The organism is Asaia sp. VD9 (genome assembly GCF_037150015.1).
Lineage (GTDB): Bacteria > Pseudomonadota > Alphaproteobacteria > Acetobacterales > Acetobacteraceae > Asaia.
Genome location: NZ_JBBCQM010000006.1, coordinates 35,418 through 48,525 on the forward strand (window position 1 = coordinate 35,418; position 13,108 = coordinate 48,525).

11 protein-coding genes are annotated in these 13,108 nt (G+C 61.1%); 9 read left to right on the forward strand and 2 right to left on the reverse strand.

Annotation, left to right across the window (positions count from 1 at the left end; translation table 11 throughout):
- Window positions 1-3: 3 nt before the first annotated feature.
- Both WFJ47_RS09185 and mntR read right to left on the reverse strand, forming a co-directional pair.
- Window positions 4-1,392: an Nramp family divalent metal transporter gene (locus WFJ47_RS09185; protein ID WP_336762480.1), complete on the reverse strand. Its 1,389-nt coding sequence runs from the start codon at window positions 1,390-1,392 to the stop codon at window positions 4-6.
- A 291-nt stretch (window positions 1,393-1,683) separates the two neighbouring features.
- Complete coding sequence (mntR, locus tag WFJ47_RS09190) at window positions 1,684-2,199, reverse strand: manganese-binding transcriptional regulator MntR (protein WP_336762481.1); 516 nt, start codon at window positions 2,197-2,199, stop codon at window positions 1,684-1,686.
- Between the two features lie 219 nt (window positions 2,200-2,418).
- On the opposite strand from mntR, the gene WFJ47_RS09195 reads away from it, so the two are divergent.
- The 9 genes from WFJ47_RS09195 to WFJ47_RS09235 all read left to right on the forward strand — a co-directional run bounded on the left by WFJ47_RS09195 (window position 2,419) and on the right by WFJ47_RS09235 (window position 13,093).
- Window positions 2,419-3,378 carry a glutaminase gene (locus WFJ47_RS09195; RefSeq protein ID WP_336762482.1) on the forward strand — a complete coding sequence of 320 codons (960 nt, stop codon included), beginning with the start codon at window positions 2,419-2,421 and terminating at the stop codon, window positions 3,376-3,378.
- 73 nt (window positions 3,379-3,451) lie between these two features.
- Window positions 3,452-3,826 carry an acetolactate decarboxylase gene (locus tag WFJ47_RS09200; protein ID WP_336762483.1) on the forward strand — a complete coding sequence of 125 codons (375 nt, stop codon included), beginning with the start codon at window positions 3,452-3,454 and terminating at the stop codon, window positions 3,824-3,826.
- Between the two features lie 83 nt (window positions 3,827-3,909).
- Window positions 3,910-5,451, forward strand: a complete 1,542-nt coding sequence (locus WFJ47_RS09205; protein WP_336762484.1) for a sodium:solute symporter — start codon at window positions 3,910-3,912, stop codon at window positions 5,449-5,451.
- Window positions 5,444-6,340, forward strand: coding sequence for an N-acetylmuramic acid 6-phosphate etherase (locus WFJ47_RS09210; RefSeq protein WP_336762486.1), 897 nt, complete (start codon window positions 5,444-5,446; stop codon window positions 6,338-6,340). Before WFJ47_RS09205 ends, WFJ47_RS09210 begins: the two co-directional genes overlap by 8 nt.
- Before the next feature lie 18 nt (window positions 6,341-6,358).
- Window positions 6,359-7,471: an anhydro-N-acetylmuramic acid kinase gene (locus tag WFJ47_RS09215; RefSeq protein WP_336762488.1), complete on the forward strand. Its 1,113-nt coding sequence runs from the start codon at window positions 6,359-6,361 to the stop codon at window positions 7,469-7,471.
- Between the two features lie 154 nt (window positions 7,472-7,625).
- Window positions 7,626-7,769 carry a hypothetical protein gene (locus tag WFJ47_RS09220; RefSeq protein ID WP_336762490.1) on the forward strand — a complete coding sequence of 48 codons (144 nt, stop codon included), beginning with the start codon at window positions 7,626-7,628 and terminating at the stop codon, window positions 7,767-7,769.
- A 220-nt stretch (window positions 7,770-7,989) separates the two neighbouring features.
- The gene (locus WFJ47_RS09225) at window positions 7,990-10,401 is read left to right on the forward strand and encodes a TonB-dependent receptor (RefSeq protein ID WP_336762492.1); all 2,412 of its coding nucleotides are present in this window, start codon (window positions 7,990-7,992) and stop codon (window positions 10,399-10,401) included.
- Between the two features lie 350 nt (window positions 10,402-10,751).
- Entirely contained in the window at window positions 10,752-12,029 is a 1,278-nt protein-coding gene (locus WFJ47_RS09230) for an MFS transporter (RefSeq protein ID WP_336762493.1), read from the forward strand.
- Between the two features lie 41 nt (window positions 12,030-12,070).
- Window positions 12,071-13,093: an L-idonate 5-dehydrogenase gene (locus tag WFJ47_RS09235; protein ID WP_336762495.1), complete on the forward strand. Its 1,023-nt coding sequence runs from the start codon at window positions 12,071-12,073 to the stop codon at window positions 13,091-13,093.
- Window positions 13,094-13,108: the final 15 nt, after the last annotated feature.

Below are 13,108 nucleotides of genomic sequence, written 5' to 3' on the forward strand. Positions count from 1 at the left end.
GGCTCAACTCATGATCGTGTCATAGAGCAGCTTGAAATTGAGCATCAGGATAATTCCCGCCACGCTCCAGGAGAGCGCTTTCATCGCAGGGCGAATGGCGAAGCTCCCCATCTTGCGTCGATCGCCAACGAACATGACCAGCGGAATGACAGCAAAAGGTAGCTGTAGAGAGAGCACGACCTGACTGAAGATCAGTAATGTCCCCACGCCGTGATCGCCATACAGGGCCGTCACAACCACGACCGGCAAGATCGCCAGACCGCGGGTGATCAGGCGCCTTGCCCAATGCGGTAGCGTCAGATGCAGAAAGCCCTCCATGACGATCTGCCCGGCCAGCGTGCCCGTAACGGTAGAGTTCGTTCCGGCCGCCAGAAGGGCCACAGCAAAAAGGGTCGAGGCGATCCCCATACCCAGAATGGGCGACAGGAGGCGATAGGCGTCCTCGATTTCGGCAACGTCCTGATGACCCGTGTTGTGAAACGCCGCCGCCGATACGATCAGGATCGCGGCATTGATGAACAGGGCGAGCATGAGGGCGATCGTGCTGTCCAATGTCGCCCAGCGCAGGGCTTCTCGTTTGCCGGGTTCCGTGCGCGGATAGGCCCGTGTCTGCACGATGGACGAATGCAGATACAGATTATGGGGCATTACGGTCGCGCCAATGATGCCGATGGCGATGTAGAGCATCGCCGGATTGGTCACGATTTCGGGGCGTGGCAGGAATCCCGCCATCATGGCGCCGAAAGGCGGAGCCGCCGCCAAAAGCTGCACGGAGAAGCAGAGCGCGATGATGGTCAGCAGCGCGATAATGAACGCTTCGAGATACCGAAATCCCCGGTTCATCAGAAAAAGCACGATGAGCGCATCGAAGGCCGAGATCAGCGCCCCGAAAAGGAGCGGTATGTGAAACAGAAGCTGAAGCGCCACGGCCGTGCCGATCACCTCTGCCAGATCGCAGGCAATGATGGCGATCTCGCAGGTCAGCCAGAGTACCAGCGTGACCGCGGGCGGGAAATGATCTCGACAGGCCTGGGCCAGATCACGCCCTGTGACAATGCCCAGACGTGCCGCAAGGGCCTGAAGCAGGATCGCCATGAGGTTCGAGATCATGATGACAGAAAGCAGCGTGTAGCCGAACTGTGCGCCGCCTTGCAGATCCGTCGCCCAGTTTCCGGGGTCCATATACCCGACGGCCACCATGTAGCCCGGCCCGACAAAAGCAAGAAAGCGCTGGAACCATTGGGCATGATCCGGCGCGACCCGCACGGAAGAGAAGACCTCAGGAAGGCTATGCGCATCGGCGCCCGACCGATGGATCGGGCGGAGCAGAGGCTTGCGTCCGCCCTTGGGGGCGGGGGGCAGTGTTTCCTGGGCGGTAGGCGGGTTAGACATAAGACGGCACTCAAACCCAATGCTTAGAGATATGCAATATACTATATTCAGGATGAACCGATATTCCGGACCGATAACGTCCTGTTGAGCGGGAAGTTGGGGTCGGAAGGAAGCGTATCAGGGGCGAACGGGCAGGCGCAGGCACGCAGGCGCTATATGCAGTCCGCGCCGGCTGGGCGGACTGGTCAGCAACGGGGCGCCATGATGGGGTGACGCAGGCGATGCGTGGGGTCAGGATGACCCCGCGAGGGACCGGGGAATACAGGCACCCTCAGGTCTGTTGGGCCGGTTTCAGCAGGGGCGGGGCTTGCGGTCTATAAGGCCGGTCAGGCCAGCAGCAAGAGCGCGGTCGAAAGCGGCGAGGGTTTCGTCGCTGACGTAATGCTCGATCCCCTCGGCATCGACACGGACCGTTTCCTCGCTGATGCCGAGCGCACGCAGAAAGCTCTCGACGATCCGGTGCCGGTGCTTCGCCTGATTGGCGATCTCCTGTCCCTTCTCGGTCAGGAAGACGCCGCGATAGGGGCGGCGATGCACGTACCCCTCGCTGGCCAGACGGGTGAGCATCTTTGCCACGGTGGGCTGGGAGACCCCCAGACGCGTGGCGATATCGACCTGGCGCGCCTCATAACCCTCCGCCAGGAGGTCGGCAATCAGCTCGACATAATCCTCGATCAGGGCATTGCGGCGCGCTTCACGGTTGAGCCGAAACCCCTCCGATTGCGTGTCGATATCCGGCAGGGTGATTTCTCCCGTGCCCGGCTGGCGCGTCTGTTTCCCACCTGATCCTGTCTTGGCGTCCTTCATGGGAGGTTCATTGCAGATTACCCGGCCGATCTCAACCGAAGCTGCGTTACGGGATATGTCGCCTTCCGGCCCGGAAAAGCGCAGCCCATGCAAACTAGTCCATGCAAACTATACGCAATCCCGCGCAACGCGGCGTGAACACGCCCAAGATTGTGTGCCGTGAGGACGCGTGTCATGTGTGGGTGAAGCTGATCCGGAGCAGCGCGGAGGGAAGAACTGATGGCCGATCTCGACAGCATCATTGCCGAAATCGTGCGTGAAATGCAGACGCTCACCGAGCGCGGGCATGTGGCGGATTACATTCCGCCCCTCGCACGCGTCGATCCGGGGAAGTTCGGCATCGCCGTGATCGATGCCAGCGGACAGGCCCATGTTGCGGGGGATGCTGACGAGGCGTTCTCGATCCAGAGCCTGTCCAAGGTGTTCGGCCTGACCCTGGCCCTCACATTGGAGGGCAGCGAATTATGGAGCCGGGTGCGCCAGGAGCCATCGGGCAGCGCGTTCAATTCCATCGTCCAGCTCGAGAGCGAGCATGGCATTCCGCGCAACCCGTTCATCAATGCGGGGGCCATCGTCATTTCCGATATCCTGGTTTCGCGTCTGGGACGGCTTGGCGCGCGTCAGGCGTTGCTTGACTTCGCCCTCTCGCAATCGGGTAATCCGGAGGGGCTGCATATCGATGAGAACATGGCGGCCCAGGAGCGCGATACAGGGTTTCGCAATGCGGCACTTGCCAATTACATGCGCACCTTCGGCAATATCAGAAACCCGATCGAGGACACGCTCGACCTCTATTTCCATCAATGTGCTCTCACCATGTCCTGCCGCCAGCTTGCCGGGATAGGCGGCTATCTCATGACGGGCGGCGTCGATCTGCGCACGGGGCGCATGATCACAAGCGTGCCCGATGCGCGCACCATCATGGCGCTGATGATGATGTGCGGCCATTATGACGGCTCAGGCGCCTTTGCCATACGCGTCGGTCTGCCGGGCAAGTCGGGTGTGGGGGGCGGTATACTGGCCATTGCTCCTGGTCTGGCATCGGTGGCGGTCTGGTCTCCGGGTCTGAATAGCCAGGGCAATTCGCTGCTCGGCACTTTGGCCCTCGAGCGTCTGGTACAGAAGACCGGCTGGTCGGTCTTCAATCCCTTCCCCCTCTCGGTCCAGACCATTCTTTGAGGGGCTACGCTCCCAAAGGGGCAGGAGAAGCCGGATGAGCCGAATTACGTAATTCTCGACCATGGGAGCGCTCATGGCCGGGCATTTCGAGCATCTGGTGCTCCGGCGCCCACATCGAACCGACCCGGAAGAGGATGGCATACGGCATGTCGAGGCAGTTGCTGCGAGCCAGAAAGTCTCACCCTGCGCCGGAGTGGGCGGGCGGCTGATAGGCTTCTGGACGCCAGCTCTCATTGGTCGCATCGCCGTGCCGGGATTTCACTTCCATTTCCTCGACGAGGCGGAATCGATCAGAGGTTATATACTCGAATTTGCAGCGGAGTGCGCCGTTCTTGGTTTTAAAGAGAAACCGATCATCGAGGTGACCAACCCGCAGAGCGCAGCCTACAAGGCTTTGCCGATCGATCTCGAGAAGCTCGATGACATGATCCATCGCATCGAGAGATAGAAGCGGGCGCGAGCGTGTCTTGCGCTGGGGCCTGCCCGTGTCATCATGGCCGCTGAAGCGCCTCGTTTTTACGGTCTGACGCCATGCATCCGCTCGATAGTCTCGTCATCCTTCTTTATTTCGCAGGACTGTCCCTGCTGATCTGGCGTGTCAGTCGGCGTGCAGGCGGCTCGGCCAGCGATTTTCTCTCTGCCCATCACGATCTGCCCTGGTGGGCACTCTGCCTGTCGCTCGTCGCGACCGAAACCTCGACGCTCACCTTCATCAGCATTCCGGGCATCGGCTACACGCAGGGTCTGGTTTTCCTCGGGGTGGCCGGGGGGTACGCCATCGGCCGCTGCGCCGTGGCGCTCTGGTTTCTGCCGCGCTATGCAGCAGGGACCATGTCCAGTGCCTATGCTCTGCTTGGCATGCGCTACGGTGCCCCCATGCAGAGACTGGCCTCAGCCGCTTTTCTGATTACGCGGTTTCTGGCTGAGAGCATCCGGCTGCTTGCCGGGGCTCTGCCCATTGTCTGGTTGCTTGCGCAGTCGGGGCTGCCTCTGGGCCGCTGGGTGGTGCTCGCGCTCATCCTGATATTCACGCTTGGGTATACGATGCTTGGCGGATTACGGGCTGTGGTCTGGTCTGATGCCATTCAGCTTGGGGTATATGGGTTCGGCGTGCTGTTCTGCGTGATGTTTCTGGCCCCGACCCTGAGTGGCGCAGGTTGGCAGGCTGCTGCACAAGCGGGGCTGTTGCGTTTTTTCCATCCTACCGGCCCGGGCAACTGGCTGAGTGACCCCTTCACGGTCGGCGCCGCTCTGGTTGGGGGCGCCATTCTGTCTGTCGCGTCTCATGGGACGGACCAACTCATGGTGCAGCGCGTTCTGGCCGCGCGCAGTCTGGGGGCCGCACGTCTGGCCCTGATGGGCAGCGCTGTTGTGGTGGCCTTGTTATTCGGTCTGCTTTCCCTCCTGGGTGTGCAGCTCTGGATTGCACGGGCCGGACAAAGTCTTGTTGCCCAGGGCCTCGCCTCGCCGGATGCACTGTTTCCGCATTTCATGATCGAGAGCCTGCCTGCCGGAATTACGGGCCTGCTGATCGCAGGGGTGCTGAGCGCCACAATGGGATCGCTCTCTTCCACCCTCAATGCCATGGCGGGGGCCAGCCTGACCGATTTCGGGCCTGCTCCACGCAGTCTGATCGAGCGATGCATGAGGGCGCTGGGCTATCGCCCCGGGCCGCTCTCTGCGCCGCGCTTCATGACGTTGTTCTGGGGGGGCGTTCTGCTTCTGGGGGCAGCGCTGTTCACCATGGGCAGCCAATCAGCGGTCATTCTGGGGCTGACCGTTGCGGGATGGTCCTATGGCCCCACATTGGGCGCCTTTTTCTCAGCACTGTTCCTGCCCGGGCTGGGAAGGCGGGCTGTCATGATTGGGTTCATCGTCTCGCTTGGCCTCATGGCCGTGGTCCTTGTCGTCGGGCAATATGGTGGCCCGGCGATCGCTTTTTCCTGGCTTGTGCCCCTGGGGATCCTGCTCCACCTTGGCGTGGCCGTTCTGGTCAGGCTGCTTTTTCCCGCGCCTGCTCCCGCTCGTCTTGCGTCATCTTCCCCAAACCGCCCGGAGCCTCGTCGTGACTGAAACGCTCGCCTCCCTCCAGACAGAACATCACGACCCGCGCTACGCGACTATAGAGCTCTGGCCAACCGCAACCATTCTTGATGCGCTTGCCGAAGCCCAGATGGCGGCAACGGCGCTCGTGCGCGCCGCCGTACCGGCTTTGGAAACTGCCGTCGAGGCAGCCCTGCCGAGGCTGCGCGCCGGGGGGCGGCTCTTTTATGTGGGCGCCGGTACGGCGGGGCGTGTGGGCATGCAGGATGGTGTGGAGCTTACCCCCACCTATGGCTGGCCCGCCGAACGTCTGGTGATGTTGCTGGCGGGTGGTAATGGCGCCGCGTCAACGGCCGTCGAAGGGGCCGAGGATGATGAGGGCGCCGCCCGCGCTGAGATGGCCGCCCATGAGGTCGGACCGGAAGACGTCGTGTTTGGCATCGCGGCAAGCGGGAACACGCCCTATACCTGTGCCGCCGTAAAGGCGGGTCGGGAGGCAGGCGCCCTGACCATCGGTATCAGTTGCGTGTCCGGGGCACGACTTCTGCGCGAAGCCGAACTCGGTATCGTGTTGCCGACAGGTTCCGAGGCCGTGGCGGGCTCGACCCGGCTGAAAGCAGGAACGGCCCAGAAGGCTGCGCTCAACCTGCTCTCCACCACGTTGATGATCCGTCTGGGTCATGTCTATCAGGGGCTGATGGTGGATATGCGCGTGACCAATACCAAGCTGGCCCGGCGTGCCATGGGCATGGTGCGCTCTCTGGCTGGAGGAAGTGATGAGGAGATTGGCGCGGCGCTGAAACAGAGCGATGGCAACGTCAAGCGCGCCGTTCTCCTGCGCCACGGCATGAGCCTTGCCGAAGCGGAGAGGGCTCTTGAGGCGGCTCAGGGTGATCTTCACGCTGTTCTGAAGTCCTGAACGATCTCGGGGAAGCGGGTGAGCAGTTTCGTTTATCGCAGCATCGGCATGATGAGTGGCACGTCGCTCGACGGCGTAGATGCCGCCCTGATCGAGACAGACGGGGTCGAGGTTTTGCGTCGGGGGCACGCGCTGAGCCTTCCCTACCCGGCTTCCCTGCGTCGCGATATCTATGCGCTGTTTGACCGGGCAGCCGCCTTGCAGGGAGATGAGCCTGACCTCCTGGCGGCCGAACAGGCATTGACCGACTTGCATGTCGAGGCGGTGCGTCAGATCCTGGCAGAGGAAGGCGCGGCCGATCTGGTCGGGTTTCACGGTCAGACCCTCTACCACGCGCCCGAACTCGGGCGGACCTGGCAGATCGGCGATGCGACATCGCTGTCACGACAGACGGGTTTGCCCGTGATCCATGATTTCCGCCGCGACGATGTGGCGCATGGGGGAGAGGGCGCACCTTTGGCACCCTGGTATCATGCAGCCTGCCTTGCTCAGGAGGCGGGGCCCGTGGCCATTCTCAATATCGGCGGCGTGGCCAATGTCACTTTTGTCGGGCGCGACGGCGCGGTGCTCGCGGGAGATACAGGACCGGGTAATGCCCTGCTCGATGACTGGGCGCTGCGCCATACGGGGATAGCCTATGATCGCGACGGTGCGCTGGCCCGTGAGGGGACTGTAGATGCGGCGCGTCTCAGGGCGCTCCTTTCACATCCTTTTTTCGACCGTCCGCCGCCGAAATCTCTGGATCGGCAGGCATTCGCCACTGCGCTCGATGTTCTGGCACCTCTCTCGGCGCAAGATGGCGCAGCGACCCTGGTCGCCTTCACCGTACAGGCCATCGCGCGAACCGCGCTGCCGGAGCCGCCGCGCGCCTGGTTCGTCTGTGGCGGTGGACGTCATAATCCGGCGCTGATGCAGGCGCTCGCACAAGCCGTTCCGGGGGAAGTCAGCCCGGTCGAGGTGCTCGGATGGAATGGCGACATGGTGGAGGCCGAGTGCTTCGGCTTTCTCGCCGTGCGCAGTTTGCGCGGACTGCCTCTATCCGCTCCCGGTATCACGGGGGCGCCCGGGTTTTTCACGGGGGGGCGGTTGAGTTGTGTCGGGATCAGGCCGGAGCTTCTGGTTCGTGGCTAACCGGACGAGGACGCTCTCAGTGCGTCACGGCACATCTGGAACGGGAGAGGGAATGAGGGCGCTCCCCAGGGATTGATCCGTCCGCGAGAGAGGGCAGATTGACACCATGCTCGGGCTGATGCGTTGATGATGTGTAACATTGAATGGATCGATCATGGCCAAAATCATCGCAATTCTCGTGGGCGCTATGGCCCTGACTGCCTGTAACGGGATCGATCACGCAGCTTGCCCGAATGATCCCACGGCATCGTCCTACCAGGTCACGAGTGCCAAATCGGTCCTGCATACCTGCAACTGAGCGATGGGGCCGAGTTCCGGCCCCGTCATGCCCCTCATTCGGGGAATGGGGGGCAGGAAATACATCCGTCATAATTATTTAATGGCGTCGCCATATTAATAAATAAGACGTAAATGCGTCATAAAACTATAGTTTGATACAATAGAAACCCTTCGACAGAGTGCGCGCCGATATCGGATGCGTAACGATACGCATGCGGCCAACCAGTCGGAACAGGTTCATGCTGCGTCACATACCCCATCGCACCGCGTCGCTCCTCGCTTGCAGCGCGCTTGGCGCCCTCATTGCGGCCTCACCAGGTATTGCGGCGTCTTCCGGGCGCGCCGGAGCGCATTCTGCACAGAAGGCAAAAAAGCCCGTCGCGACCCCTGCACGGTCTCGTGCGACAGGGGAAAAGGCCCGACCCCGCAGGGGGGTGATGGCGGGAAGGGACGAGAATGTCAGCGTATCAGCCCATCGCGCGGTTTTGGGCGGCGGGCTGATGGCGCGGCAAAGCGTCGCGCGCTCCGTCTCCATGGTGACCCAAGAATACATCGCCAGGCAATCCCCGCTGGTCAATCCCGGGGTCCTGGTATCCAGCCTGCCCGGTGTGCAGGGTACGAATGAGGGGCCACTGAGCACCAGCTCCGAGACCATCCACATAAGGGGCCTCGACCAGACCCAGATCGGCCTGATCTACGAGGGCATGCCTTTGGCCGATCCGTTCACCTATGGCGCCTATACCTCGGCGATGGTGGATAATGAGGATCTGGCGAATGTAGCCGTGAGCCAGGGTTCTTCGGATTTGACAGCGCCCACCTATAATGCCGATGGCGCCCAGATGACCATGAGCCTTCGTCACCCGGGGGAGCATTTCGCGCTCTATGCCGAGGGCTCGGGCGGCACACACAGCACCAACAAGGAATTCGTGCGCGTCGATACCGGAGAACTCGGCCATAGCGGGGTAACAGGCTTCGTCTCCGGCTCCTATTCCAGCGGCAATCTGTGGCGTGGACCAGGCAGCCTCTATCGTTGGCATCTGGATGCGGCGCTCATGAAGCACTGGACTGCCAGAAGTCATTCCGAGCTCATCTTTGGTTATAATTATGCGAACCAGACCGAGTGGCTCTACCCCAATCTGGCGCAATGGCACCAATACGGCACCAGCTATAATACCCATGGCCAGTACACGCCGGGCGACACGCTATTCTACAAGCTCAACACCAAGGCGACCAATGCCGTGGTTGGTACGATCAAGAACCATATCGACCTTGGCAGCGGGTGGTCTCTTGATGCGCAGCCCTATGCGGTGGAGACCTACGGACCCAATAATTACGGGGCCAATATCCCGATCGCCAACGGGTATCGCGGTACTCAGAAATACGCTGTTCTGGACGGGTATACCCCGCAAGCGGGTTCTGTCACCGCGATTTCGATTCATCCCTGGGTGCAGACATCCAGCGGTCTGAACATGATTGCGGCGTGGAAGCGTGGCATCAACACGCTGAAATTCTCGTACTGGTACTCCTACGCGGTGCATACCGAGTATCAGAACCATTATCCGGTCAACGCGCTCGGACAATATACGCAGAATAACGGCTACCTGACCGTAGGCGGTAAGCCGATTACCCAATATGACATCAACGGTTTTCAGCAGCTCAACGCGCTCGGGCTCGAGGATCAGATCAAGCTTTTTCATGATCGCCTGACCATCGATGCCGGGTTGCGGGCGAACATGATTTCGCGTCAGTTCACCGAGGATCTGCCGGGGTCGACGCCGTATAAATCTGTGAAGAACATGTTCATCCCGGCGCCCCAGCTTCTGATCAGCTATCAGATCGACCCGGATAATCAGGTCTACGTGAATGGAACGACGGGCTACCGCGCGCCCTCATCCTTTCAGGCGCAGGTGCCCGTCTATAGTTTCACGACGCCGGTGCCGGTCACGCAGCCTCTGGCCAATTTTACGCCGGAGTACATGATCGGCGAGGAGATAGGTTTCCGCCATTACGGGCCGGTTATGCTGACGGTGTCGGGCTTCAATTACAATCTGACCCATCACCAGATCAGTTCCGTTTCCTATATTCCAGGCACCAGTATTCTGACTTCCCAGCCGATTGATGCAGGGGGCGAGTCTGCCAAGGGTGTTCAGGCGGAACTTTCCACCCGCCCGTGGCACCATCTCAGCGCCTACGCCTCGGGGCAGTACATGCATACAAGTATCGGGAATAACGTCGCCTATATGGGCGATGTGCTTCCCACAAAGGGCAAGCAGGAAGTTGCGTCACCCAAGTTCCTGGGATCGCTCGGTCTGACTTTCGATGACGGTACGACATTCGGTAATTTCAATTTCCGCTATTCTGACTCGCAATACTCGACGCTCATGAACGATCAGGGCATTCCGGCCTATTTCACCGCCGATGCATCGATCGGCCGTTATCTGCCGCGCTTTGGCAGGGTCAGGCCCAAGGCCATGCTTAGCCTGATGAATCTGGGCGATGTCCATTATCTTTCCTCCGTGACGGGTTTCACCCCGACGGCGGCTACCAAAATCAAGGGGCTGGGGGGCAAGACCCTGGTCGGATCGCAGCCGAATTATGCGGTCGGCAGCGGTTTCACGGCCATAGCAACGGTATCCGCCAGCTTTGAATGAGATCGAAATGGCTTCTACGGGATTGTCTGCATGCTTCGATCAAGGGGGCATCGCGTCGAGGCCGTATCCCGGTGTGCGACTTTCCCTTTGGGGCGGATGACGCCCGTTCTCCTCAGAGGCGAGCAGACGACTATGCCACCGCCCGGCTATGCGAATCACAGACGTGCGGTACCTGGGCGGGGTCACGCAGCCGTGACATCTCGAAAGATGACGAGGCGGTAATGTTCCTCTAGGGTCGATTGGAGTTCAAGATCCATCAGAGTGGGCCCCTCTCTCGTCTCGTATCCGCCGTTCACACTGAGTGGCGCAGGCTTGAGGGTCGGGAACTCCCGCTCGGGGGAATGCCGCCCATGAGTCCTCTGCGCTGGCAGATGATTGCGCTCTGCTTCGTCGCCAATATCATCAATTTCCTGGACCGATCCAATCTCGCCATTGCCGTACCGAGGATCGAGGCCGAACTGCATCTTTCTTCCTTTGAGATCGGGCTGGGGTTGAGCGCATTCTTCTGGACCTACGCGCTCATGCAGGTGCCGGTGGGATGGATGATCGATCGCTTCGGCGTGCGGCGTTGTCTCGCGGGCTCCGTGGTCTGGTGGTCGGTCTTTACTGCGGCGAGCGCCTTCATCACCGGGTTGCCGAGCCTGCTGGCGGCCAGGCTGATGCTGGGTGTGGGAGAGGCGGGTGCGTTGCCTGGTTTTGCCAAGGTGGTGTTCAACTGGTTCCCGCGCCGCGAGAGAGGATTTGCCAGCAGTATCTTCGATAGCGGATCCCGCGTGGGGTCGGCGCTGGCGCTGCCTCTGGTCGCGTGGCTCGTCGCCCTTGTCGGCTGGCGCCAGTCCTTCATCTGGACGGGGCTGCTCGGTTTCGTCTGGGTCGCTGTCTGGCTGGTCTTGTATCGCGATCCGAAGGACCATGCCCGTGTTACACCGACCCAACTCGCGCTTCTGGAGCAGGAGCAAGGCGGCATACAGGGAGCGTCTGCTCCGGTTTCGCTCAGGTTTCTCCTGCGTCAGCGCACGATATGGGGCATGATGATCGGTTTCTTCTGTCTCAATTTCGCAATTTATTTCTTCATTACCTGGTTCCCTACCTTTCTCATCAAGGCACGTCACTTCACCCTTGAGGATGTACGGCTCTACGGGCTCTTCCCCGCCCTTTTTGCCATCCCCTTTGGCTGGATCGGCGGTGCGGTGTCCGATGCCCTGCTCCGCCGTGGGTGGAGCGCCACACGCGCGCGCAAGACATGCCTGGTGGGAGGCATGCTTGTCTCCTGTGTCATTGCGTTCGCGCCTCTGGTTGCGAGTTCCTTCACCGCTCTGGTGCTGATGGGGATATCCTATGCAGCGCTTGCCTTCACGGCGGCCAATATCTGGACTTTGCCCGGTGAGGTCGCTCCTTCGGCGTCCAATGTCGCCTTGATTGGGGCTTTGCAGAATGGCGCGGCCAATCTGGCAGGAATTGGGATCAGCACGTTCACAGGGGCGATGCTGAGCCTGACCCATGGGTCGTTCGTCCTGCCGCTCGGTATTGCGGGGTTGCTCTGCATCGTGGGCGCTCTGTCCTATCTGTTCCTCATGGGACCGGTCGAGCGGATTGCAGTGCCCGAGGCAACAGCGCCTTCCGCCTGAAAATTCTCACCCTCTGACTTTCAATTGCAAAGGATTTTCCCATGACCGAGGCCCTCGTCATCCATGCCCCGCATGAACTTCAGATTGAAACGCGTCCTGTTCCGTCCCTGGCACAGGGTGAGGTGCTTGTGCGCGTCGAGGCGGGAGGCATTTGCGGGTCGGATTTGCATTATTATCATCATGGCGGTTTCGGCGCCGTCAGATTGAAACACCCCATGATCCTCGGCCATGAAATCGCCGGTCGTGTTGCGGACAAAGCCCCGGACGTCATGGGGCTCGAGATCGGGGATCTCGTGGCCGTCAATCCGGGGCTGCCCTGTCAGCATTGTGGGCAATGTCTTGCCGGTCGCAGCAACCACTGCACAGATATGCGTTTCTACGGCAGTGCGATGCGCGACCCGCATATCGACGGGGCCTTCCGGCGGGATCTGGTTTGCAAGGCAAGGCAATGCGTCAGGGCGGAACATAAATCCCCGGCTGAACTCGCGCTGTCCGAGCCTTTCGCGGTGGCGCTGCACGCTGTCAGCCGCGCGGGAGCGTTGATGGGCAAACGCGTCCTCGTCACGGGGGCGGGGCCCATAGGCGCGCTCGTGGCGCTTGCTGCGCGGCTGAATGGCGCATGCGAAGTGATCGTGACGGATATTCTGGATGAGCCGCTTGCGGTGGTCCGGCAACTGGGCGCGGATCGGGTGATCAACGGGCGTGTTGCCCCGCAAGCGCTCGCTGAACTTGCCGGGTCGATCGATGTGCTGATCGAGTGTTCGGGTAACGCGCAGGCCCTGCGCGGCGGACTGGCGCTGATGCAGCCCTGCGGGACGATCGTCCAGCTTGGTCTGGGGGACGATGTGACCCTGCCTCAAAGCCGTATCGTCACAGGCGAGCTGACATGGACAGGCTCGTTTCGTTTCAAGGAGGAATTTGCGCTGGCGGTCACCCTGATCGATAGCGGCAGGGCCGATCTTTCGGCGCTGGTAACCCATCGTTTCGCGCTCGATCAGGCCAGTGCGGCTTTCGATCTCGCTTCTGACCGGCGCCAGGCCATGAAGATCCTGCTCGAATTCTGAACGAGGCGACGGGGC

What these genes read in the sequence shown, in the direction of transcription:
- mntR (WP_336762481.1), bottom strand. Translation starts at nt 2,199, where the DNA reads ATGAAGGACGCCAAGACAGGATCAGGTGGGAAACAGACGCGCCAGCCG.
- WFJ47_RS09220 (WP_336762490.1), top strand. Translation starts at nt 7,626, where the DNA reads ATGGCCAAAATCATCGCAATTCTCGTGGGCGCTATGGCCCTGACTGCC.
- WFJ47_RS09205 (WP_336762484.1), top strand. Translation starts at nt 3,910, where the DNA reads ATGCATCCGCTCGATAGTCTCGTCATCCTTCTTTATTTCGCAGGACTG.
- WFJ47_RS09195 (WP_336762482.1), top strand. Translation starts at nt 2,419, where the DNA reads ATGGCCGATCTCGACAGCATCATTGCCGAAATCGTGCGTGAAATGCAG.
- WFJ47_RS09200 (WP_336762483.1), top strand. Translation starts at nt 3,452, where the DNA reads ATGGCCGGGCATTTCGAGCATCTGGTGCTCCGGCGCCCACATCGAACC.
- WFJ47_RS09235 (WP_336762495.1), top strand. Translation starts at nt 12,071, where the DNA reads ATGACCGAGGCCCTCGTCATCCATGCCCCGCATGAACTTCAGATTGAA.
- WFJ47_RS09185 (WP_336762480.1), bottom strand. Translation starts at nt 1,392, where the DNA reads ATGTCTAACCCGCCTACCGCCCAGGAAACACTGCCCCCCGCCCCCAAG.
- WFJ47_RS09225 (WP_336762492.1), top strand. Translation starts at nt 7,990, where the DNA reads ATGCTGCGTCACATACCCCATCGCACCGCGTCGCTCCTCGCTTGCAGC.
- WFJ47_RS09230 (WP_336762493.1), top strand. Translation starts at nt 10,752, where the DNA reads ATGAGTCCTCTGCGCTGGCAGATGATTGCGCTCTGCTTCGTCGCCAAT.